Here is a 24,289-nt window from a genome sequence, read left to right as displayed (position 1 = left end):
GGCCATGTTAATGGAACAGAGGAATAATGAAGAACATGATGGATTCTCGTTTCGTCCCATGACTATTGAGGATATCCCTAATGTCATGGTCATTGAACACGAGGCATTTACATTGCCGTGGTCGGAGACGGCTTTTCGTAATGAATTAATGAACAACCTCTTCGCAAAGTACCTGGTTATGGAAAATGATGGGGAGCCTATTGGGTATGCGGGCATGTGGACGATTGTTGATGAAGCACATGTGACGAACATAGCTATACTTGAGGCATATCGTGGACGGAAATTAGGCGATCGGCTGTTGGAAGAGTTGATGGAGACTGCATCGAATATAGGCATGATTCGGATGACATTAGAGGTCCGTGTTTCTAATATTATTGCTCGAAGATTGTATGAGAAAAAAGGATTTGTGTCAGCAGGACTTCGTAAAGGCTATTATTCAGATAATCATGAGGATGCTGTGATCATGTGGGCAGATTTGCCACAATACGAGGAGTATGAGTAGGGAAGGAAGCGTATAGATTGATGAATGAACAGAAGAATGAAGATAGACCGTGTTATATCTTAAGCATCGAGACAAGTTGTGACGAAACGGCCGTGGCTGTCGTGAAAGATGGACATGAAGTGATGTCCAATCTGATTGCAAGTCAGATTGAGACGCATAAAGCTTTTGGTGGCGTTGTACCAGAGGTGGCTTCACGTAAGCATGTAGAGAGTATCACGCTCATGCTTGATGAAGCCGTAGCAGCTTCAGGAATCAAGATGACAGATTTGTCAGCGATCGCAGTGACGCAGGGACCAGGACTTGTAGGTGCCCTATTGGTAGGTGTAGTCGCAGCCAAGAGTCTTTCTGTCGCTATATCTAAACCTTTAATTGGAACACATCATATAGCAGGTCATATTTATGCTAACCGATTAGTTGGAGAAATTCATTATCCTTGTATGGTATTAGTGGTATCTGGTGGTCATACAGAGCTTGTATATATGAAGCAAGAAGGTCAGTTTGAAGTCATCGGGCGGACTAGGGATGATGCTGTAGGGGAAGCTTATGATAAAGTAGCACGTTCAATTGGATTCCCGTACCCTGGAGGACCTCATGTGGACCGGATGGCAATGGAGTCTGAAGAGTCTATCGATCTTCCACGTGCATGGCTAGAAGCGGGATCGTATGATTTCAGTTTCAGTGGTTTAAAGTCAGCCGTCTTAAATGTCATTAATCAGCGTAAAATGCGTGGTGATGCTCCGATATCAGCTGCCATTGCCCGTGGATTCCAAGAATCGGTCGTGGATGTTCTTGTTACTAAAGCGATACGTGCTGTGAAAGCTTATGATGTGAAGCAGCTCCTACTATGTGGTGGGGTTGCCGCTAACCGTGGATTACGAACTGAACTTACTCGACAATGTGCCAAAGAAGGAATAGACCTCTCTATTCCTCCATTCGAATATTGTACAGATAATGCTGCTATGATCGGTGCTGCAGCCTATCTTAAATGGCGTGAACAATATTTCACATCACTTGATATGAAAGCAGATCCGCAGCTTTCGCTGGAAGCTTGGGGTAGCAACACCCTAGATTGAGTGAAGGTATGAATTCATTGTGGTGATACAATACAATGCTGGACATTTGCATATTGACAATTTTATCGAGGGTAGATATAATCAGTTTAAATTTCAGACTGTTATAAACGTGATGAACAAGAGTAGTAAGGTAATCCGGGACATTAGAGAGCTGCGGGTAGGTGCAACGCAGTCGAAGGAAACCTGAACTCGCTTGGGAGCGGAACGGTGGAACACTGTGAAGAATAAGTCTTCACAGGCCCGGTAGTGCACGCTGGGGAAGTATACCGTTACGTTAGCCTCCGTAAGAGGGTGAGCCGGTCAGTCCATTTCTTTAACGTTAGTCATGGCTGAAGGCGTTTGAGGGGTTCTTCCAATGATCCTATGATTACATAGGTAGGAGGGACAACAAGAGTGGTACCGCGAATGGGTGAACAGCCTGTCGTCTCTTGATATAAGAGATGACGGGCTTTTTTGTATACAAAAATAGATATCAATATAGACCATGATCGGGAGTAGTAAAAGGACAATGCCTTTCAGAGAGCTGTGGAATTGGTGTAACACAGCGGCAAAACCCTTTGAATCTCGCCCGGGAGTTTAGTTCGTGGAACTTCGTAAAGTGCGAGTTCAAAAAGTCAGCTTTTCAGCACCGAGGTGATGCTTACGATGCTGCGTTTCTTCGAAACGCTTCAGAAGATTGGATGAAGCAAGGGAGTGAGGAGCGGAGCGTAGGCAGTACCTACGTGAGCACCGGAAGGACCTGCTGAATTCAAGATTCGATGTCGAATAAGCCTCTTGGCATACTTCGTGATCAAAAGATGACTTTTTGAACAACCTCATAAAGAAGTGTACACGAGTTCGGTTGTCCACCGTTAAAGGGTACTCTTTATGTAAGGTAACGCAACCGGACATAAAGAACAAAGTGGGGTGCTTATTTTATTGGCGCCAACAAGAGTGGTACCGCGGAAGGTGAAAACCTGTCGTCTCTTATAAATAAGAGATGGCAGGTTTTTTTCTGTTTTTTGGGTTCCAGAAAACTTAAGATTTTGTTTATGAAGTACACCCAAGGAGCATCGCTCCACAAAACTAGGCTAATGCTTACGATGCGAGTTTTTGAAACGAAGATTACTCAGGAGAGCGTAGCTCTTCAAAAACTTTTAGGAGGTCATTAACATGACAAAAATAACAACAACATCACCAAGGATTATTATATTTGATACGACGCTACGCGACGGAGAACAGGCGCCAGGGGCAAGTCTGCAACCGGAGCAAAAGATACAGCTTGCTGCCAAGCTTGTAGAGCTTGGTGTAGATGTGTTGGAACCTGGCTTCCCTATCTCAAGCCCAGGCGAGTTCGCTGCGGTAGAAGCTATATCGCGGCAGTTTCAGCAAGTGGAAATATGTGGGTTCGCTAGAGCGGTAAAAGGAGATATTGATGCTGCAGTTCGAGCAACAAGGGATGCTGCGCGTCGTCGGATTCACCTCTTTCTGTCATCATCTGATATTCACTTGAAGTATCAATTGCGTATGAGTCGGAAGGAAGTCGTGGCTATGGCTCGGGAGATGACAGCTTATGCTAAGCAATTCAGTGACCAAGTTGAATTTACAGCTATGGATGCAGCTCGTACAGGAATAGATGATCTGATTGAGATCGTAGAGGCTGTGATCGAAGAGGGAGCAACCATGATCAATCTCCCAGATACAGTGGGATATGCACTTCCACAAGAGTATGGGGATATGTTCCGGAAAGTCCGTGAAGGCGCAAGAGGCGGAGCGGGTGTTCTATATAGCGCTCACTGCCATAACGACTTGGGGCTAGCAGTAGCCAATAGTCTTGCTGCTATTCAGAATGGTGCATCTCAGATCGAAGTAACCGTGAACGGAGTAGGTGAGAGAACCGGGAATTGTGCACTAGAGGAACTGGTTATGGCTTTGGAAGTGAGAAAAGATTCACTGAACTATTCAACTGGGATTTCAATGGAGCAACTATACGGAGCATCAAGGGCTGTTAGTAGTGCTATGCATTTCCCGATGGCTTTTAATAAACCAATTGTAGGCCGTAATGCATTTCAGCATGAGTCTGGCATTCATCAAGATGGACTACTGAAGGATCGAAGTACCTATGAAATTATGGATCCTGAATCATTAGGGATTCCACGTAATATGATTATATTGGGTAAACATTCGGGTCGTCATGCCCTGAAGGATCGTATAGTTAGGTACGGGATACAGATGAAGGAAGAAGAGTTGGAAGTACTGTATGGTGTCTTTAAAGAAACAGCAGATCGATTAAAAGTGGTCAGTGATGACCTATTGCTGAAGATGGTGAGTCAGGCGACAGGAAAAAGGATGCAGAACTTTGAACTTGGAGAAGTTCAGGTACAATCGGGTAGCGCAGAGGAACGTACTGCATCTGTTACGCTTCGTCATCTGCAAGAAGATCGAGAATCCACACATACAGCGACTGGAAAAGGACCTCTGGAAGCTTTAATTACAGCGATAAGCCAAGGCATAGAGGCAGATATCATCTTTGGTGACTTGGAACTGCACTCCCTTAGCACTGGTGAAGAAGCACATGCTGAAGCTGCCGTCATGGTGGAATGGGAAGGAAAGACCTATCGTGGCACTGCAAGCCATCAGGATATCGTGATGGCTGCCGGATTGGCGTATGTTGCCGCGTGTAACAGTGCACTTTCGGAGATTTCTATAGCTTAGTCAGCGTGGAAAATGAGTGTGTACAACAATAAGTAATCGATAGTTATTGTGGTATGTATAGTAAGTGAAGGGCACTCTTTGGTAAATAAAAGAGTGCCCTTCATGTTGATTAAAGGTTAATACTCCATTGAATTTCGAGAGCTACAATAGGATTGATAAATGATGATATTAAAATATCTACAATAAGGAGTAAACCTATTATGAATTTCACGCATAAATTACAGCGTTTAGCGTAACATTAGCAGCCATTCATAGTGCTATGAATAACAGGAATCATCTACAAGTCTAATCACTCTAGCGATGTACTTACAACCTTAAGGCATGGTTAACGATGATATAGACGACTCGGTTTATCTTTCAGCTACTGCGTGTCTTTTGACACGCAGTATTTTGTTACGTTCAGTGTAAAGTTGATTAGAACCGATTGGGCAACAGCTGAGCTATTGTTCATCAGATTGTGATTAATAGAAAAGAGGGCTAATCGTGTACAGCAATTCTCTAAGATGCCGTCTTTATAGAAGGCTAAACTAGCTTGTCAAGATGTGGACAAAGTTATCCACATATCCATGTCGAATTGTGTATATACCCCTTCAAATAGGAATATATATAGCTTTAAATGAATTTTGAAACCGTGGATATTTTTTTCATGAAAATTGTGGATAATGTGCATAACTTAGTGGATAAAAGTGGGTTTTTCGAAAAAAACTCAGTAAACCCTAAAAAAATAGCCCTCAGGGCTATTTTTAGGTTGGAGTTATGCACGTTTTACGGGGATAACATTGTGCATAACTCCAAATATTTGAATAAATTTAATTTTTATATTTCTTTTATCATTGCATTTACGAGCATTTTTTGCTTATTCTACAGCAAGGTTTTCCCATTCACTATAAACGCCTTCAAGCGTCGTTTTTTTCAAATCGACCATTTGTTGGTGCTCTTGCAGGGCCATGTAATCTTGAAAAATTTCAGGTAAAGCCATTTTACTTTCAAGAGTTGTAATTTCCTCTTCTAGAACGTGAATTTCTTCCTCTAAGGTAATCAGTCTACGCTGACGATTACGTTCTTCCCGTTTAGCTAATTTATCCGCTTCAAATGAGGAAGCCCCAGGTTTGTCTCCAGATTCAAAACCGACGTCTGATTTCGATGTAGCTCTTGCTGCAAGTGCAGCTTCTTGTTGTATTTCTGCTAATTCTTGTTTCTTCTCTGTATAATCATCATAATTACCGAGGAACTGCTCTGTCCCAGTTGGGGAAAGTTCTACAATTCGCTCTGCCATCTTGTTTAAGAAATAACGGTCATGTGAAATAAAAAGAAGCGTCCCTTCGTAATCGATTAAGGCGGATTCAAGCACTTCTCTACTGAATAAGTCTAAATGGTTGGTAGGTTCATCAAGAATCAGCATGTTAGCTTCTAGCAACATAAGCTTGGCTAGAGCAACCCGAGCTTTCTCCCCCCCACTGAGTGCGGAGATTTTCTTGAGAACATCTTCACCACTGAATAGAAAGTTTCCAAGTACCGTTCGAATACGTGCCTCTTCCATATGAGAATATTCGCTCCACAGTTCTTCAAGAACCGTATTTGCTGAATTTAAGTTGGTCTGCTCTTGATCATAATACCCAATTTTCACTTTCGTACCCCAATGGATCATCCCGGCAGCAGGTTCGAGCGTATTGAGCATACATTTGAACAAGGTTGATTTCCCAATCCCGTTAGGTCCGATTAAGGCAACTGTTTCACCACGACGCATATCAAAAGATACATGTTGGAATAGAGGCGCCAATGGATCGAACGCGACAGATAGTTCACTTACATGCAAAACTTCCTTGCCTGATGAATATTCCACTTCAAAAGAAAAATGAGCTTTCTTCAGATCACCGAGTGGCTTATCAAGTCGATCCATTTTCTCAAGGGATTTGCGGCGACTCTGTGCTCTCTTTGTTGAGGAGGCACGTACGATATTGCGTTGAACAAAGTCTTCCATACGTGCAATTTCGCCTTGTTGTTTATCATATTGTTTCAATTGTGATTCGTATTCAGCAGCCTTTAATTCGATATATCGACTGTAATTACCCGTGTAACGTTTGGACTGATGTCGTTCAATCTCAACGATTGTCGTTACTAACCGATCTAAGAAATAACGGTCATGGGACACGACTAATAATGAACCGGAATAAGAACGTAGGTAATCTTCTAACCATGTCAAAGTCGCGATATCCAAGTGGTTCGTAGGTTCATCCAGCATAAGTACATCGGGAGCTAGCAGAAGAATACGCGCTAACGCAAGCCGTGTCTTCTGTCCACCACTCAGCGCCGTGATTGATGTATCAGGTGCGAAATCACCAAATCCCATACCATGAAGTACGCTTCGTATTTTGGTCTCCATTTCATATCCGCCTTGATCTTTGAACCAATCCGAACGCAGAGCATATCGATCTAATAGATCTTGATATTTCTTAGGATTCTCCATCGATAGGGGATCAGCAATTTGTTTCTCCATTAACCTCAGTTCTTGTTCGGCATCGATTAATGGTGTGAACACGCTCAGCATTTCTTCCCAAAGCGTCCGATCTGAATGAAGACCACTATTCTGAGCAAGATAACCTATCGTTGTTTCTTTGGCTTTGAATATTTGTCCTCCATCATGGGATATTTCCCCTGCTAGAATCTGTAGGAAAGTAGACTTACCTGCACCATTTACACCAACGAGTCCAACTGTCTCTTTTTCAAGAATTTGTATATTAATTCCATCGAGAACCGGATGAACTCCGTACAATTTTTTAATACCAGTGGCTTGAAGCAACATGCGGTGGAAACCTCCATCTTTGTTCTTATTTAAAATATAAGAAATTATAAGTTTCACTTGATACTCTATCCCTTATATTTCCGCTAAAACGGGTTCTGTTCTTGAAAAAGGATAACACGGCCGTTTCTACTTGATAGCTATTTTACATGAAAAGCTTACAATAGGCGACTTCCATAGCAGGACTTGAAGGCATTCTTGGCGAAAAGAAAGCAACAGTGGTACACTATAGGCAAATCATAAGTCTAAGTAAGTATAGAGAAGGCGGCTGCATGGGAATGAACGGGAATAACGACCCATTATCCGATACCAAAAAAAAACTGCGCTTTAATATGAATGATGAGCGTAATTCACTATCAAATATTCAACGTGAACAGTGGTCTAATGAGGCTATTTATCATATGATGCAAGTATTGGAATCTATGAAAATAAGTAATTTTCTAGTCTATATTTCATTTCGCTCTGAACTGAATACAAGACCTTTAATTGAATGGGGATGGAGCAAGGGACTACAAGTGCTTGTTCCAAGATGTAATCCTAAGGATTACTCTATGGATATCTATTCACTTCGAGATTGGGATGAACTGTCGTCAGGCTCATATGGTATAGAGGAACCTAATCCCCTTCGTACAAGTGCTTTTGGGCATCAATGTGTGCCAGACGTGATTATCGTACCAGGTCTCGCTTTTGATAGGATGGGAGGAAGATTGGGATACGGCAGAGGTTATTATGACCGATTGTATGAGAGGTTACAGCCATACGTTGATCATAGAAGAGCTCCTATCTTGATTGGACTTGGCTATGAAATGCAGGTCGTGAATAAGGTGCCTATGGGTAGGCATGATGCAATGCTAGATATTCTCGTGACAGAGAAGGCAATCGTGAATTGTGATAAGGAGGGTAACGATGGAATTAACTCATTTCAATGAACAGGGTAGAGCGCGTATGGTGGATGTGTCCGACAAGGACGTGAGTGCACGTACGGCGGTTGCCCACACAACGGTTATAATGGAAGCAGAGACACTTACGAGGATCAAGACGGGTAAGATTAGCAAAGGTGATGTACTTGCAGTGGCTCAAGTAGCAGGTATTATGGCTGCGAAGAAAACATCCGATTGGATTCCAATGTGTCACCCTTTGCCACTCACGGGCATAAATATTCATTTTACAGACAATGATCATAATGAACTATACATAGAAGCAACCGTCAAGACAACTGGAAAGACAGGCGTAGAAATGGAAGCATTGACCGCTGTGTCCGCTGCTGCCCTTACGGTATATGACATGTGTAAGGCACTACAAAAGGATATGGTTATAGGACCCACTCTGCTACAATCTAAGACAGGTGGAAAGAGCGGAGATTATCAACTTAAATCATAGAGATAGAATAAAGAAGAGAAGGAGGAGGGTGATCACATGGTATGGAAAACAGCGATCTTAACTGCCAGCGATAAAGGAGCCAGAGGCGAGCGTGAAGATACGAGTGCCCAGGTCATCCGGGAGTTGGTGGAAGAGGAATTGGGCGGAGAGATCGTAGAATACCGCATCGTGCCCGATGAACAGGATGAAATCATGGCATCACTCATTGAACTAACGGATTATTTCAGGGCGGATCTCGTTCTAACGACAGGAGGAACGGAACTTGCCATTCGAGACGTAACTCCAGAGGCGACAAGGAAGGTTATTGAACGTGAGGTTCCAGGAATGTCAGAAGCGATGAGAGAAGCAGTGATGCAACGTAATCGATCTGCCATGCTATTTCGCGGTATTTGTGGCATAAGAGGGCGAACACTTATTGTGAATCTGCCAGGTACCCCCAAAGGAGTACACGAATGTCTAGCAGCGATTATGGATCAGCTACCTGAAGCACTCCTGATGGTAACAGGTCAATATCGACAATAGATCACAATATTTATTGCGAATTAACCATGAAAATCACTGTGTTTATGTGATATAAGTTATGGTATAATTCGTATATTAAATATTTGTTTTAGTTGAAAGAATAGATCATCTGAGAATCTTTCATAAGGAATTTATAGGATGAAGGAGGAATTAATAATGGGAATTGGAACACCGGGTATTATTTTGCTTGTTATATTGGCGCTATTACTGTTCGGACCCAATAAGTTGCCTGAATTAGGACGCGCTGTAGGACGGACATTCCGCGAATTTAAGAATGGGGCACGTGACATCATGGAAGATTCGGCTCCACAGAAGTCTGAATCCAAAAAAATAGACAATTCTCAGAATGAATTGGAAAATAAACGCCTTCCCGAATAGCACGTCAGCATCATACTGACAGTCGAATCCCTTCCTCTGGGTAGGGATTTTGTTCTGTCCAAAATAGGCGTGAAAATAGGAGGTGACATATATGTCAGTAGAGCAAGATGAGATGTCCATTTTTGAACATTTGGGTGAACTGCGTAAAAGAATTATTTATATTTTGATTGTATTTCTTGCGGGACTTATTATTGGTCTATTTCTGGCCAAGCCTATCTATGATTATTTACTCCAAGCGGATACGGCCAAGGATTTTGTCCTTCACGCCTTCTCCTTCTGGGATGCCATTGGGATATACATGAAGATTTCTATGGTTGTATCGCTAGTTATATCCATCCCTTGGATCGCATATCAATTGTGGGCCTTTGTAGGTCCAGGCTTAAGGGAACAAGAACGTAAAGCAGCGTTGCGATATGTACCGTTTGTGTTGATTCTTTTCTTAGCTGGGATATCCTTTGCGTACTATATTGTATTTCCGATGGCACTTTCTTTCACAACTGCGGTTACCATAAGCATGGGTTTAGAAGAAACCTATGGCATTACGCAATACTTCAGTTTTATGTTTAGTCTAGTGATTCCGTTAGCTCTTCTCTTTGAATTACCTCTTGTTGTGATGTTCTTAACCAAAATTAGAATCTTGAATCCATTGCGACTGCGCAAAATGCGAAAGATCTCTTATTTTGTACTCGTATTTATAGCTGTAGTGATCACACCACCAGATTTCATCTCTGACTTTTTAGTGACGATCCCACTCCTATTATTATATGAGTTCAGTGTGTTTGTATCGGCACTTATATATCGCAAACAATTAGCAGCTGACGAGGCGCTGGAAGCGAAATATCGGCAACCAACGGATCCAACCGAATAATTAAACAGCAAACGGCTTTATTGTCCTCATAAGGGGCAGTGAAGCCGTTTGCTTCGCTAACAAGCTGAGATATGTTATTCTATCTGTCCAGTGCACAAGGGGCATGCCACTCGGCTTTAACAGTATTCCTGTATAAAAGTAATTATTTGGAAATGTCCTAACGATAATAGATTGAACTAAAGTTTGCGCTCACCAGTTCAATCATTTCTAAAGAAGATCATGAATATGGAGTTTTGTCTTTAGTTCAATCTATATTATTAGAGGCATATATAACGGGGGGGTGGATAGAATGGATGAGAGCTCACACATTTTATTTTGAAAAAAGCCGTCAAAGGACTTGAAAAATGTGCCCAAGTTGAGTATCATAAAAATTGGTTGTTAGCACTGAGGCTTGTCGAGTGCTAATACATATTTCGACAGATGTTACTGTATCACAACATACTATATTAATAAGGAGGCTATTTTTCATGATCAAACCTTTAGGTGACCGCGTATTGGTAGAACCAATCGAGCAAGAGGAAACAACAGCATTTGGAATTGTCCTTCCGGACTCCGCTAAAGAAAAGCCGCAAGAAGGTAAAGTTATTGCAGTAGGAAGCGGTGCGGTAAAAGATGGAGCGCGTGTTGCTCTTGAAGTAAAAGAAGGCGACAAGGTTCTTTTCAGTAAATATGCCGGAACAGAAATCAAATATGAAGGTAAAGAATATTTGATTATGAAAGAAAGCGACATCCATGCGATTGTAGGTTAATTATCATAAATGAACGTATGTAATATATAATCCTTAAGGAGGAATACATCACCATGGCAAAAGATATTAGATTTAGTGAAGACGCTCGCCGCTCTATGCTGCGCGGTGTTGATGCTTTGGCAAATGCAGTAAAAGTAACATTGGGACCTAAAGGTCGCAACGTAGTTCTTGAGAAGAAATTCGGTAGCCCGCTTATTACCAATGATGGTGTAACGATTGCTAAGGAAATCGAACTTGAAGACGCTTTTGAGAACATGGGCGCACAGCTCGTTAAAGAAGTGGCTACAAAGACGAATGACGTAGCTGGTGACGGTACTACTACAGCAACAGTTCTAGCTCAAGCGATGATTCGTGAAGGCCTTAAGAACGTTACTGCAGGTGCTAACCCAATGGTTATTCGTAAAGGGATCGAGAAGGCTGTTAAAGCGGCTGTAATCGAACTTAAGAACATCGCAAAACCAATCGAAGGCAAACAATCTATTGCACAGGTTGCATCGATCTCTGCTGCTGACGAAGAAGTAGGCGAATTGATCGCTGAAGCTATGGAAAAAGTGGGTAATGATGGTGTTATCACTGTTGAAGAATCCCGTGGATTCGCTACTGAATTGGAAGTCGTGGAAGGTATGCAATTCGACCGCGGTTACATTTCTCCATACATGATTACAGATACGGACAAAATGGAAGCTATTCTTGAGAATCCATACATCCTAATCACTGATAAGAAGATCAGCAGCACACAAGAGATCTTGCCATTGCTTGAGAAAATCGTGCAACAGGCTAGACCACTTGTATTGATCTCTGAAGATATCGAAGGCGAAGCGCTAGCTATGCTAGTCGTTAACAAATTGCGTGGTACTTTCAACGCAGTTGCTGTTAAAGCTCCAGGATTCGGTGATCGTCGTAAAGCAATGTTGCAAGATATCGCTGCATTGACTGGCGGACAAGTGATTACAGAAGAACTGGGTCTTGACCTAAAAACCGCTACAATTGAGCAATTGGGTACTGCACGTCAAGTGCGTGTAACCAAAGAAAACACAATCGTCGTTGATGGCGCTGGAAACAAAGCTGATATCGATGCTCGTGTAAGCCAAATTAAAGCACAATTGGAAGATACAACTTCCGAGTTCGACAAAGAGAAATTGCAAGAGCGTCTGGCTAAATTGTCCGGCGGCGTAGCAGTTATCAAAGTCGGTGCTGCAACTGAAACAGAACTTAAAGAACGCAAACTACGCATCGAAGATGCCTTGAACGCAACTCGCGCTGCGGTTGAAGAAGGTATCGTATCCGGTGGTGGTACTGCACTTGTGAACGTATATAGTGCTGTAAATGCTGTAGACGTGACTGGTGACGAAAGAACAGGCGTAAACATCGTATTGCGCGCTCTTGAAGAACCAATCCGTACAATCGCAGCTAATGCTGGTCAAGAGGGTTCTGTTATTGTGGAACGCTTGAAGAAAGAAAAAATCGGTATCGGCTACAATGCTGCTACTGACGAATGGGTGAACATGTTCGAAGCTGGTATCGTTGACCCTGCTAAAGTAACTCGTTCCGCATTGCAAAATGCTGCATCTGTAGCTGCAATGTTCTTGACTACTGAAGCAGTAATCGCTGATAAGCCAGAACCAGAAAAAGCCGGTGGAATGCCTGATATGGGCGGCATGGGTGGTATGGGCGGAATGATGTAATTAATACATCAAAAAACCTGATATGCTAGTGTTTATAAGGCTCCCGAGAGGGAGCCTTATTTCATTAAATCACATAAAAATCACATTCTCTGCTAAAATTCAAAATTTAGGATGTCCGCAAAATGGGTTTTGATCTTTTCGCTGGCATTCTTTTTCATTTTGTCGGTTACATAGGTGTAGATTTTTAGTGTGGTGATTAATATATTTTTTGAATAAACGGGTATCCATTGTCATGGGCAAATACAAAGTTTTTATCGTGGTAATCTGTGAATAAGGTTTTATTCATTGGTTTGGATGTTGTTTGATTCTTCTTGTGATTTAATATTAAATTCATAACACTTTCATCTAAGTCGAAATCACAAATCGACGCTGTGGTTTTTGGTGGAGTCAATTCATTTCGCATATTATTATCAGGGTTATAAAGTGTCTTGGTGATCCGGCTAATATTGGTTTCAAAATTTAAATCAGTCCATTTCCATGCGCACAGTTCTCCTGATTTCAAAGTATCCTTCTTAAAGGTAGTATTTTCAATTTCTTCGACGGTTAGCATCTTTACAGGAATCATATACGGATCGTTTTTCCTTAGAATATCCAAAATTATACTTTGATTCATCCCTATTCCAGTATTCAAATACCAATGATGCTATGAAAACTTAAGAAAACAGGAGGAAATGAGAGCTAATGCTTTCTTCATAGAGGGAGGATAGTTTAATTTTAATATGCTAAAATGTACGCAGAAGCTTTCAAAAGCGCGTTGACGATAGGATTAGAATGGGCCAAGCTCAGCGGAACAGCCCCAAGCGGGCTTTTGCGTTTTTTGCTTCAAGCCCCTGTGCCGTCGTATATGTAAAGTTAAGTAAAGATATTCATTGCCTATAACCCAGCAATATCCCAATGTTATGATATTTTCATATCAGATGCGCACTGATGTTATTACAATTTGAAAATGGAAGGGACGATCAAATGATGGGTAAGGATAATATCATTAAAGCGATGCTCTCTGAAAAGGTAAGTATGACACCTAATGGATTTGTTGCAGATCAATTAAGCCCAGAACAGTTTGCAGATAGCTACGAATTGTTTTTTGACAAGATTCTTGAGATCAGTTTATCAGATATAGCGGGAGTAGAAGGCTATGGTGAGTTTAATGATGATTGTAAAACAGAATATGGGACCTGTAGGGAATTTTTAATCGATACATTTGCAGAAGCTAAAGAAGGGTATTGGTTTAATTGGAGGGAAATGTTCGAAACAACGGTTTTAGAACGTGAATTCTTCGAGAAATACTTTAAGGAAATGGAGGGCAGAATTCGTTATTGTGAAGGAAATCGTTATTTGGTTTATAATAATACGTTTTTCGTCAATATGATTACAGATGGGAAGACTATTGTCGGTTTCCCTGACTGGAGCAGATCCGGCATTTGCGATTTCCTATTGGATTTCGCCATTATGGACCTAAATAAGCCTTACTTGAAGATACCGGAATTGTTAGCTGAGTATTGCAAGAAAAGGGATATCGTCATACCGGATTTTAAAGAAAGATTCTTATGTATGGCTTATTATAAAGGGATCGATACCTTGCGTTGGCATGCATCGATTGATGACACGGAATCCTGCATGTCCATCATGAAATCCATCAGCGAATTGAAAGATCGACTATACGCCCTATAGATGGTGATGATATGAAATATGAAAATGCTAGCGATGTGATACCAGAGGAGCTATTGAAAGAAGTCCAGAAATACGCGGCAGGCAAACTTCTTTATATTCCTACTGGTGAGGAAAAAAAGGCTTGGGGTGAGACGTCCGGTTACCGAGATCAACTGCAGAAGCGCAACCTCATGATTCGCAATAAGTATGCTCATGGAGTTACGGTTTCGGAACTTGCGGACGAATACTTTTTATCCTTGGATTCCGTAAAAAAAATCATCTATTCGAAGAAAAACGATAGACATTTATCATATGCCCCGACTTTGGAGTCAGCTGTACAGTATGCGAACGTCGGGATGTTCGAAGAATGGATTCAATGCTATCTGCTGCTTACCCGAAAAGTCATTCCTATTCTACATGATTTCATGAAGGAAGATCATCTATATATCGGAATCGTTAAGTTTCCACTGCGTCTCATTCAACTTGACGAAATAGAGATCGGGGAATACCATGCAGCTGAAGATGATGACCATGCAGCCGCTCCACCACCGCTTCTTGTTCAGTACGAAGAAGGCAAATTTCATTGCATCGTTCAGAAGAAGCTATTAAACGTATTAAAACAACGCAAAGTAAATGCTTATCCGACCATAATCGTTATGAAAGGAAATGACGATTATAAAAGGTTTATGAAATACTACGGAATCATATCCTTTTATGTTGATAAAGTATGATTTTGATAACGGGCCATCCATTGCGGGATGGCCAAAAACTTCGCAGGATCCGTAGAATAAATAAAAGAGATAGTAATTCCGCTATAAAGTCACGACGGCAGCCGGTCGGCACGACACGATAGTTCAATTGCATTAAGGCTGCCACATGGCAGCCTTTTCAGCTAACAGGCAGATATGCTCAATAAAATGAGCAGTTGAAGATAGTATCCACTTATTATTAAATTATAATTGAACGTTCTTACCGACTTCTATGTGCATGGAATGTCGGACAAACAACACCCATTTTTCATAGAGTAAATATTGAAAGGAGTGAACGAATGGATTGGCTAGAAAGAATGAATAACGCATTGGACTATATTGAAAATAATCTTGATGATGAGATAGACTACAAAGAGATTGCAAGAGCCGCTTATTGTTCTGAGTTCCATTTTTCAAGGATGTTTTCTTCTATTTCAGGCATATCACTCTCAGAATATATTAGACGTAGACGATTAACACTTGCTGCATTTGAGTTTCAAAAAAGTGATATACGGATTATTGATGTAGCAGTTAAATATGGATATGTGTCTGCTGACTCGTTTTCACGTGCTTTTCAAAAGACACACGGATTAAAACCTTCGGATGCCCGCAATAATGGAGTACAATTAAAAGCCTATCCTAGAATCTCCTTTCAAATTTCAATTAAAGGGGTTGTCGAATTGGAGTACAGAATTGAAAATATTGATTATGAATTAAGAATAATTGGAAAAAGTAAGCCAGTAAAAACAAGTAGAGCATTTAAAACAATTCCTACACTTTGGAACAGTGCCAAAAAAGATGGATTTATGCAGAAACTAACTGATATGTCATGGGAAAAACCCAAATGCACACTTGAAGGTCTTTTGGGGGTTTGCGGAAAGGAAGCCGCCATAACTGATGAAGAATTTAATTACTTTATGGGGGTGAGATACGACGGGGAGTCTCCAAACAATATGGAGACAATTGTTATTCCTCCGAGTGCATGGGCAGTATTTCCTAATGTAGTGGACGCATGGAAACGATTGTATTCAGAATGGGTTCCTACGGCGGGGTATGAACTTGCTAATTTACCATGTATCGAATGTTATTACGGACCAAAGCATAAACCTAGACATGAACTTTGGGTTCCTATAAATCCTAAATAATTAGGTATTAAACTCCCATGAAAATTAAATCTGCAGTTACTGTAAAAAAGGCAATAGTAAAGAAGACGCGGCTCATTCATTTTTTAAAAGGTCGCAGCGCCCATAAAAAATATCGGTATATTGAAGAACTAAGAGACTTCTGCAATGGTTACAGAATATCCTAAGTTTTCTAGTCGTTTAGCTGCGTACTTTACAATAGATTGTTGCTTCTGTTTGTCAAAATAATCTTCGCCTAGATCTGCATAGATTTCTTCACGTTTCGGAGCTATTCTCACCGGAGTTGCCGGATTAATTGTGACAGCGGTTTGGGCAGGAATTAAACTTGGAGGAGGGTAATTACTTTGGACAAAACTAAATATAAGATTGAACGGCGCTATATCGACAAGCGTCAAAACGTTCGGCCTGGTACCCGACTTACTTCGGGATCACCGGGCTTTTTTGTTGCACATGATACAGGTAACCCAGGAGCAACCGCAGATAATCATTTTAATTATTTTCTAAATCTTAAGGATCGAACTGCTTCGGCTCAAGTCTTTATCGATGATAAAAAGATACTTGAAGTCATACCAACTGGGACAGGCCCTGAGCCAGCCGAAAAAGCATGGTATGTCCTATACAACGTACCAACTGATAACGATAGGTTTGGGGATGACTCTAATGATATCGCTCTAGGTGTTGAATTGTGCTATGGGGTAAGATTAATTTCACTGAAGCGTACAAGCGATTCGTGTGGTATCTGGCGTTCTGCTGCGACAAGTGAGGTATTAACCCTGTGACGCATATCCCTAGTCATAAACAGCTTGATCCAGCACGAAAAAGAGACTGTGATCAAGGGTTGGCTTTCAGGAGGAAAAACCTTAAAGGATTTAATATATGATGTGCAAGGATCAACTAAATCATATATATGCGTCTCCTGGTCGTCCGTCGATCCGGCCAAATAAAACAACAAACGCTTGGACTATGATGGGCCCAAGCGTTGTTGTTTGCTGAGTGAAAAGAGGAAGCTGATATCTTATTGTGCTTGTACGAATTCAGCCGATTTAATCCCGGCTTGGTGACCGAAAATAACGATCTCCGCAACGGAGTTACCGCCAATCCGGTTTTGACCGTGCAATCCGCCTGTAACTTCGCCTGCTGCGAACAGTCCCGGAATCGGTTTGCCGTCTTTATTTATAACTTCTGTGTTCGTATTGATTTTCACGCCGCCCATGGTGTAGTGAATCCCTGGACCGATTCTGATTGCATAGTATGGTGCGCTGGACAAGTCGTTGTCCATTGCTGTTGTTCTGCCGAATTCGGCATCCTTTTTATTCTTCACTGCGCTGTTCCATGTATCCAGCGTGGCTGTAAGCTGATCTGCCGGAACGCCCATTTCTTTGGCTAAAGCCTCGATCGAATCCCCTTGAATGACAAAGCCCATTTTTTCATATTGCTGGATCGCTTTCGCGCGGGATTTTACGCCAGAATCGAATACAAGATAAGCCGATTTTTCAGGAAGTTTATTGATTGCGGCGGTGACATTGTCACGAGTATTCAGTTCGTTGGTGAAACGTTTGCCGTCACTGGACACGAGGATCGCTCCTTCTCCGCGAACAGCTTCTCCAATGAGATAGGATTTCTCTTGCTGCACCGTTGGGTGAACTTGGATTTGGTCCATATCCACCGTTGTACCACCGAGTTGTTCAATCATCTTAATGCCGTCACCGGTGCTGCCTTCTTGGTTTGTTGTCACGAGACCTTTTAAATCCGATCGAACTTCGGAGATCATATCCATATTGGCGCCGTAACCGCCTGTTGTCACAACGACGGCATCCGCCGCAATATTTTTCTCATCTTTCTCGTTGAAGATGACTTTGACGCCGTTTACTTTGCCGTCTTTTTCCGTAATTTCCTTCACGTTAGCATTTACAAAAAGCGGAATTTCTTGTTCCTGTACATTTTTCACCAAACCGCTGACAAGGTATTGTCCTACCGCTGAGCCGTCTTCAGGACGGTGTGTGCGCTTTTCCTTCATGCCGCCAGTAATCGTGATATTGTTCAACTGAATCCCTTTGGAATCCAGCCAATCGATCGCAATTGCCGAATTGTCAACGAAGTAACGAAGCATGTCCTTGTCGTTTGTATCATGACCGCCTTTTAAGGTTTCTTCATAAAATAAATCATTGCTGTCTTGTATGCCTTGCTCTTTTTGAAATTTGGTTTCAGAAGCATTCATTCCCGAAGATGATTTTAATGTATTCCCGCCGGCAACCGGCATTTTTTCAAAAATAACCGGGTTCATGCCTTTTCCTTTTGCTTCAAGTGCAGCAGTCATACCGGCACCGCCTGCACCGATAATGATGACATCATATTTATCTTTTAGTTGATCGAACGGTGTATAGCTGGTTTGAGATGCTCCCGAAACGGCTTCCGTTTCTTTGGCCTCTTCTTTTTTTGCATTGTCCTGACTCTGACTCTGACTCTGATTCTGATTCTGATTCTGGTTCCCGTTACCGCATCCCACGATCACGAGCATGAAAGTGAGAACGAGAATAAGCGTTGCTGCAACTTTCTTTTTCATGTTTAACCCCTCCGCTATTCTATGTTGGTATTTAGATGAACCTAAAGAGCAAATGAATTAGCCTCTTTGTTCACATCATTATAGTATACTATCGGCCTCAACCGTAGTGAATTTTTTCACAATTGTTTTAAATTTCGTCAGTGATCATGGATCATGCATCGGGTTTCTACAGGAAATTGCCTTTTTGGTTGAACATATATCTAATTTATGGTGTCCCTCTGTTGACATAATACTACTAAGTTGTAGTCATTATCTTCTATATCAAATAATCTATGTGAATATTAGATACACCTTACATTAGCATGACAAAATCGTAAGATAGGAACCCTCAATTGTTAGGGAAATCGATGGTGATTAGGCTCTCTCTCTTTTAAGATGTAAGAAAAAAGGAAAGGGAGGGTGGTGTGAAATGAGTTTTTTAGAACTGAATATTAATTTATTTTTATTTAGAATGATTAATGACTTAGGGAAACAATACCCACACTTAAATCCTGCTATGATTTTCATTGCTGAGTATATGGTATTTTTCTTAGCTTTAGGTGTTATCGTGATTTGGTTTACTCGAAATAAAAAGAGTAGAATGATGGTTGTTTGTGCAACCATTACTTTTGTATTTGCTGAAATAATCGGGAAAATAGCAGGGGAATTTCATTCAAATAATCAACCATTTGCTGAGTTGACAAATGTTAATAAATTAATTGAAAAAGCAGTTGATAATTCCTTTCCAAGCGACCATACAATATTGTTTTTCTCATTTTGTGTATCCTTTTGGATGTTTAAAAGAGGATGGTGGTTTTTATGGATTATACTGGCTTTCCTTATTGGTATTTCTCGTATTTGGGTCGGTGTCCACTATCCAACAGATGTTCTAGCAGGAGCTATTATAAGCATCATTTCAGGTTCGATTGTTTATCTTGTTGTTCCTAAGTTAAGCTTGACTCAGAAATTATTAGGGGGTTATGAGAAATGCGAACAATGGGTTCTATCTCCATTAACTAAATCGAAGGGGAAAAGATCAAAGGATTATTAAGAGAAAATAACATAAAAAAATTTATGGAGCGTTAGTTGAATTCATCGAACGTACTAAGCTTTAATTTACTAGATTTTGAACAAGCTGATACTAGAAAAAGTAGGAAGACCATTTATTAAAGTGAGTATTCGCATTTTATGTCTCCTTTTGGTTAACTAAATGGTCAACAACATTTGAAATACTATAAAAAACATCCACGAATTAACTTTTTTGAAGTGCTATCGTATAAAACCCCTATTTTATTTCAATTATGAACTTACTCGGTGAATGGAGTAAGGAATGTGATATGACCATAGATACCCCAATAACGATTGAGAAAGAGATCATTTTACATAGCCTTGAGCCACAGCGAATACTGAAAGAATTGTAGAGGTTAACAGTTAAGTAAATAGACAATTACATTCCTTCGAATTTGAAGAAATTACAAGTGGCAGTTGTGCCTTAGGTCACTGACAATAGGGGTAGGGGGTATAGTATTATGTGTAAGTGAAATAGGAGGTCAGTACATGAAAACGAAAGTCTTAGCTGTGATTGGTGTCGTAGTCTTATCTATTGGTATTGGAACTATTGCCTATGCTACTGAGGTAGGAACAGGACCTGTAAGAGAGATGCGTCCATTCATGAAAGAAATGCATCCGAACCTCAATGAATCAGAGTTAGAGCAAATGTACAATAGTTGTCATCAGCAGGGAAGTGATAATAATTATTCATCAAGAATGATGAATAATAATTCAAGGATGTATGACAATTCCATGATGCATCACTAGTATACAACCATCATCTAAAGGATTCGTGAAAGAGCACTGAGGGGCTCTTATATTTCTCGCTGAAACGGATACCGTCCATATAAGTATCGTATCCATTTCTACTTGTGTAACAATCTAGTATTAGCTAGATCTCAGAATCGAACTTTTCACTTCATATCGTGCACTCTATGAAATGGTCGACATGATGTAATTAGGGATTAAACCTTATTGTAACTATGGATGAAAAGAGGCGTAAATATTTCCTTGGTGTTCCAAAGAAAGAGGCTTTGCATGAGTTGAGTAAACTTGTGTATATCCTTTTTCTTTTTTTTGACATGAAGATATACATATTTCTTTTAGAGGTTCGCTAATGTAACTGTTTTAGGCCTTGATCTGAATGCTCAAATGGTTACAATCAACACCCATCTGAATATATATAGTAAAGAAACGAGTCAGAACATGTCATTTGAACGGATCACGCTTAATGTCTTTACTATCTAGCGGCGCTTAACAACAACCACTGGCTTCCTGCTCAATTGACCGAGTTGATAGATCCGTATGTGTATTAGCTGTAGTTAGGCTTGACAATATCATTGAATCGTCTAATAGCATAGGTGAGTTTATAACGATGAAATAATCAGGAGGGGATAGCAATGACAGATGAGCAAGGAGTCAATTCAAATGAAATGAAAGCACAAGTTACACCGAATGAGCAGAATCTATCTCCACTAACGGAGAAAGTGATCAAAGACGATATGTTAGCTTCGGAAGATTTAGATTTGAGGACTATGGTAGCGGCTAATGGAATCATTAGCATTGAAATTCAAGAATCAGAAATGAGACAACAAAAAAAATTAGATGAATATGGAGTGAGTATTAGCAAATATACAGTTGATCCAGCAGGCGTACTCGATAGCTATGGAGGGTTAATGTCAGCACTAACAGCATCTTCTGACGAAATATTAATCCCAAAAGGAGTTTATCTAATAAGGCAAAATATAACCATTCCTGCAAATAAGAAACTAGTGTTTGGTCGTAACGCTAGATTGAAACCTGCTAATGGAGTGACCATTACCATTCATGGTACATGGGTTGCGAGTGATGATGATTGGATATTTGATATGTCTCTAGGTGGTGTTATCGGAGGGGATTTCAAAGTAAATGAAATACGCCCTGAATGGACAGGAGCGAAAGGTGACGGAATTACGGATGATGCAAAAGCATTTAATGACGCCATGACTCTATGTGCAAAAAAGAGAAAAATGCTATTGGGTGCGAAAATATATAAGGTTAAGTCCACGATAGAAAACAATGCTAGAGGAATCGAAGGTGTTGCAACATATGTTGATGGCGGAAACAGTGGTACTTTAATTACATTTGACCCAATTAATAAAGAAACTGATCTACTTCCTTGTATAAGGATAGCAAACGCAGGTGTAAATGTAGTATTTGAAAACTTTAGAATATCGGGTGTCGTAGCTTATAATTCGCGGTACCTATCTAGATGGGTCGATAAAAGTAAGTTCGAAGCAGGGACCTACGATATGTTTTCTACTGGTGTTGTTGCAATAGATATATCTGGGTCAGCTACCCCCACGTTTCGGAATATTTCGAGTACATCGGTAAAAGTCGGACTGTTATTAAACAGTATGAAGGGTCATATAACAAGCTATGATTGTAGTTGGAGTGGCTTGATTGGTGTCTATTGCCGCAGAAACAGCGATGACTATTTCTTCCAAGGCGGGAGTGTAGCGGGTACATTTTGCGGTATGATGTTGGGCATAATCAACACTTCTAACCATCGTGGTGGAATGTCGGTAAGGATGACGAGAGTCCATATGGGATTTAGTCCATATTGTATTTATCAAGTCAAAGATACGGATGATTATGACTCACTTGTTAACTGTGTCGGGTTGAACGGCGCGTTTGAATCAGTACGGTTTGAAATGATTGGTGAAGCATGCATTAAATTATTACCCAAATCCGATTCAAGCGGTTATTATTCAGGAGCGGGTTTAACTTGGTCCCCTATTAATTATACAGATGAGCAAGGCAGATGGCAGTATTCCCTCCCTGATGATTTAATGGTCCCCACAGAAAAACAAAAATATTGCTTTTATTTTGGTAACATCAATAACAAGCTAATCATGGATAATTGGGATGCAGGCGGTGCTTATAAATCGCCTTATTCAGCAGGAGCGATAGGGGTAGCTTATTTTGACCACATTGCAACGGATGATATCATGCTGGATGGACTTGGGAATGATCCGAGTCAGATCACTGTTAGGAGGAAAAAGGAAACAGCATCCTTGACATTAATAACTCCCCAAGCAGTGGAAGACGTAATACATGCTAGAGCATACAACCCTATAAGTCATGGGCAACTATCAAAAAACCCTGAGTTATTATCTAGTTGGATTACAAATAATGGGGTTGCGTTAACTGTGGTGACGGACTTATCACAACTTCCAATAGGCTTGAGCGGTGAAGCTAAATCATATTTAGGAGAGAATGTTACAATACTAAAAGTGAAACCGGATGGTATGAATAATCCATCGTTATATTTGCCTTCAGGAATCTTTCCTCCGGTTGCTGATACCGAAAGGGAAATATGCTTTGAATATTTTGTTTTGTGTGAAGTGCAAACAAGTATCAGAACCAGTCTTGGGTTCGCTTCAGCTCCCTCGTTATATGACCAAACGTACACTATTCCTGCGCTCAAATGGTTAAGAATACGCAATAGAGGACTGAAACAACCTGGTGGTACGTTTTTACAGGCACAGTTTGGTGGTTTAAACAAGACGACCCCATTGTATTTGGCTGGAGTAATGGTTAGTTATGACCAGATAAGAACTTATTCCCCTGTTTATCATGCTTATACAAATACTGATTTTGAAATAGGAGATAAAAGAGGATTAATACTGACGGACACCGTTGACGGGAATAGAAGTAAACTAACCCTAACAAATGGATCTCTACAGTCTGCAAATACGAACATCAAAACAAAGGTTTATTCACCGAATGGAGTGCCTTACAAATTAAGTGTAGCTGATGATGGTACTTTAACAACAACATTAGATGCATTGGTATATGCTTCATTTGACCAAGCTGATAGCACAACTTCATTAGGCAGTATCATTGGTGGGGAATGGACCGTTTTCGGAAAATGGGGAATATTATCAAATGAAGCTTATCCTATTGATGCCAGGTCAACACAACTTGCATTCCTATCTGTAGGAACCACGAATTACAATGTTGGGTGCACTATGAAAGGTCAATCAGCAGATGGTTCGAATTATAGCAAACCCGGTATTCTGATTAAATATATAGACTTGAATAACCACTTTTGGGTCGAACTCACAAACACAGCCATATTGATTACCAAAAGGTTGGATGGATTAGGGATGCAGCTTGCATCCGTAGCGTTCACTCCAGTAGATGATGTCTATTTCAAAATGAGGGTGGCAGTTATGGACAATGTTATATCTGTATACCTTAACGGGGATTTAAAACTCAGTTATAAGCTCACTCCTGTAGAGATAACAGTGTTTGGATCGTCTCAAAATGTAGGTTTGAGACATCGCAGTGTTGGAACTATATCTACTCCGCCTCCAACAAGGTTTAATAATTTTGTAGTAGAACGAATATAAAGGGGGATCTGATATGTTGATACCCAGTCGATAGATGCACTAAATGCGTTATCAGTCTGCCATTGACTTGAGGTAAGAGGTTCGGATTCCCCTACCTCAAGTTAATTT

The 24,289-nt window shown here is 40.8% G+C and carries 21 protein-coding genes; 17 read left to right on the top strand and 4 right to left on the bottom strand.

What is annotated here, in order from left to right; all coding sequences use genetic code 11:
- Nucleotides 1–10: 10 nt before the first annotated feature.
- From rimI to PGLA_RS02370, 3 genes are all read left to right on the top strand, one after another.
- A complete protein-coding gene (gene rimI, locus PGLA_RS02380; protein WP_425415331.1) occupies nucleotides 11–502 on the top strand; it encodes a ribosomal protein S18-alanine N-acetyltransferase in 492 nt (163 codons plus the stop codon).
- Nucleotides 503–522: 20 nt separating this feature from the next.
- On the top strand, nucleotides 523–1,575 hold the full coding sequence (gene tsaD, locus PGLA_RS02375; RefSeq protein ID WP_068528090.1) for a tRNA (adenosine(37)-N6)-threonylcarbamoyltransferase complex transferase subunit TsaD: 1,053 nt from the start codon (nucleotides 523–525) through the stop codon (nucleotides 1,573–1,575).
- A gap of 1,152 nt (nucleotides 1,576–2,727) precedes the next feature.
- Nucleotides 2,728–4,269: a 2-isopropylmalate synthase gene (locus tag PGLA_RS02370; protein ID WP_068528088.1), complete on the top strand. Its 1,542-nt coding sequence runs from the start codon at nucleotides 2,728–2,730 to the stop codon at nucleotides 4,267–4,269.
- 856 nt (nucleotides 4,270–5,125) lie between these two features.
- On the opposite strand, the gene PGLA_RS02365 is transcribed toward PGLA_RS02370, so the two are convergent.
- Nucleotides 5,126–7,072, bottom strand: coding sequence for an ABC-F family ATP-binding cassette domain-containing protein (locus tag PGLA_RS02365; RefSeq protein WP_068528085.1), 1,947 nt, complete (start codon nucleotides 7,070–7,072; stop codon nucleotides 5,126–5,128).
- Nucleotides 7,073–7,341: 269 nt separating this feature from the next.
- Between PGLA_RS02365 and PGLA_RS02360 the strand changes: the two genes are divergently transcribed.
- The 7 genes from PGLA_RS02360 to groL all read left to right on the top strand — a co-directional run bounded on the left by PGLA_RS02360 (nucleotide 7,342) and on the right by groL (nucleotide 12,651).
- On the top strand, nucleotides 7,342–7,998 hold the full coding sequence (locus PGLA_RS02360; RefSeq protein WP_145939454.1) for a 5-formyltetrahydrofolate cyclo-ligase: 657 nt from the start codon (nucleotides 7,342–7,344) through the stop codon (nucleotides 7,996–7,998).
- Nucleotides 7,976–8,449: a cyclic pyranopterin monophosphate synthase MoaC gene (moaC, locus tag PGLA_RS02355; RefSeq protein WP_068528083.1), complete on the top strand. Its 474-nt coding sequence runs from the start codon at nucleotides 7,976–7,978 to the stop codon at nucleotides 8,447–8,449. Before PGLA_RS02360 ends, moaC begins: the two co-directional genes overlap by 23 nt.
- Nucleotides 8,450–8,485: 36 nt before the next feature.
- Nucleotides 8,486–8,971, top strand: coding sequence for a MogA/MoaB family molybdenum cofactor biosynthesis protein (locus PGLA_RS02350; protein ID WP_068528080.1), 486 nt, complete (start codon nucleotides 8,486–8,488; stop codon nucleotides 8,969–8,971).
- 153 nt (nucleotides 8,972–9,124) lie between these two features.
- On the top strand, nucleotides 9,125–9,349 hold the full coding sequence (tatA, locus tag PGLA_RS02345; RefSeq protein ID WP_145939459.1) for a twin-arginine translocase TatA/TatE family subunit: 225 nt from the start codon (nucleotides 9,125–9,127) through the stop codon (nucleotides 9,347–9,349).
- Nucleotides 9,350–9,440: 91 nt separating this feature from the next.
- On the top strand, nucleotides 9,441–10,217 hold the full coding sequence (gene tatC, locus PGLA_RS02340; protein WP_068528075.1) for a twin-arginine translocase subunit TatC: 777 nt from the start codon (nucleotides 9,441–9,443) through the stop codon (nucleotides 10,215–10,217).
- A gap of 467 nt (nucleotides 10,218–10,684) precedes the next feature.
- Nucleotides 10,685–10,966, top strand: a complete 282-nt coding sequence (groES, locus tag PGLA_RS02335) for a co-chaperone GroES (RefSeq protein WP_068528071.1) — start codon at nucleotides 10,685–10,687, stop codon at nucleotides 10,964–10,966.
- 53 nt (nucleotides 10,967–11,019) lie between these two features.
- On the top strand, nucleotides 11,020–12,651 hold the full coding sequence (groL, locus tag PGLA_RS02330; protein ID WP_068528063.1) for a chaperonin GroEL: 1,632 nt from the start codon (nucleotides 11,020–11,022) through the stop codon (nucleotides 12,649–12,651).
- A gap of 196 nt (nucleotides 12,652–12,847) precedes the next feature.
- Here groL and PGLA_RS02325 read toward each other — a convergent pair whose 3' ends face one another.
- A complete protein-coding gene (locus PGLA_RS02325) occupies nucleotides 12,848–13,246 on the bottom strand; it encodes a site-specific integrase (protein WP_211269486.1) in 399 nt (132 codons plus the stop codon).
- A gap of 368 nt (nucleotides 13,247–13,614) precedes the next feature.
- On the opposite strand from PGLA_RS02325, the gene PGLA_RS02320 reads away from it, so the two are divergent.
- The 3 genes from PGLA_RS02320 to PGLA_RS02310 all read left to right on the top strand — a co-directional run bounded on the left by PGLA_RS02320 (nucleotide 13,615) and on the right by PGLA_RS02310 (nucleotide 16,195).
- Entirely contained in the window at nucleotides 13,615–14,322 is a 708-nt protein-coding gene (locus PGLA_RS02320; RefSeq protein WP_084410664.1) for a hypothetical protein, read from the top strand.
- Nucleotides 14,323–14,333: 11 nt separating this feature from the next.
- Nucleotides 14,334–15,032, top strand: coding sequence for a CD3324 family protein (locus PGLA_RS28720; RefSeq protein ID WP_068528058.1), 699 nt, complete (start codon nucleotides 14,334–14,336; stop codon nucleotides 15,030–15,032).
- 317 nt (nucleotides 15,033–15,349) lie between these two features.
- Complete coding sequence (locus PGLA_RS02310) at nucleotides 15,350–16,195, top strand: AraC family transcriptional regulator (RefSeq protein WP_068528056.1); 846 nt, start codon at nucleotides 15,350–15,352, stop codon at nucleotides 16,193–16,195.
- A gap of 128 nt (nucleotides 16,196–16,323) precedes the next feature.
- On the opposite strand, the gene PGLA_RS27810 is transcribed toward PGLA_RS02310, so the two are convergent.
- Nucleotides 16,324–16,470, bottom strand: a complete 147-nt coding sequence (locus PGLA_RS27810) for a hypothetical protein (protein ID WP_161487824.1) — start codon at nucleotides 16,468–16,470, stop codon at nucleotides 16,324–16,326.
- A 66-nt stretch (nucleotides 16,471–16,536) separates the two neighbouring features.
- Here PGLA_RS27810 and PGLA_RS02305 point away from each other — a divergent pair, with 66 nt between their 5' ends.
- On the top strand, nucleotides 16,537–16,971 hold the full coding sequence (locus PGLA_RS02305) for a hypothetical protein (RefSeq protein ID WP_245699663.1): 435 nt from the start codon (nucleotides 16,537–16,539) through the stop codon (nucleotides 16,969–16,971).
- Nucleotides 16,972–17,207: 236 nt separating this feature from the next.
- Here PGLA_RS02305 and PGLA_RS02300 read toward each other — a convergent pair whose 3' ends face one another.
- Nucleotides 17,208–18,755 carry a flavocytochrome c gene (locus tag PGLA_RS02300; RefSeq protein WP_068528053.1) on the bottom strand — a complete coding sequence of 516 codons (1,548 nt, stop codon included), beginning with the start codon at nucleotides 18,753–18,755 and terminating at the stop codon, nucleotides 17,208–17,210.
- Nucleotides 18,756–19,164: 409 nt separating this feature from the next.
- Here PGLA_RS02300 and PGLA_RS02295 point away from each other — a divergent pair, with 409 nt between their 5' ends.
- The 3 genes from PGLA_RS02295 (at nucleotide 19,165) to PGLA_RS02285 (ending at nucleotide 24,181) form a co-directional block, all read left to right on the top strand.
- Complete coding sequence (locus PGLA_RS02295; RefSeq protein ID WP_068528050.1) at nucleotides 19,165–19,785, top strand: undecaprenyl-diphosphatase; 621 nt, start codon at nucleotides 19,165–19,167, stop codon at nucleotides 19,783–19,785.
- A gap of 506 nt (nucleotides 19,786–20,291) precedes the next feature.
- On the top strand, nucleotides 20,292–20,552 hold the full coding sequence (locus PGLA_RS02290; RefSeq protein WP_068528047.1) for a hypothetical protein: 261 nt from the start codon (nucleotides 20,292–20,294) through the stop codon (nucleotides 20,550–20,552).
- A 632-nt stretch (nucleotides 20,553–21,184) separates the two neighbouring features.
- Complete coding sequence (locus tag PGLA_RS02285) at nucleotides 21,185–24,181, top strand: hypothetical protein (RefSeq protein WP_068528044.1); 2,997 nt, start codon at nucleotides 21,185–21,187, stop codon at nucleotides 24,179–24,181.
- Nucleotides 24,182–24,289: the final 108 nt, after the last annotated feature.

Source organism: Paenibacillus glacialis (assembly GCF_001637205.1).
In the GTDB taxonomy this organism is placed as follows: Bacteria; Bacillota; Bacilli; order Paenibacillales; family Paenibacillaceae; genus Paenibacillus_AQ; species Paenibacillus_AQ glacialis.
This window is presented reverse-complemented; position numbering and strand designations above follow the sequence as displayed.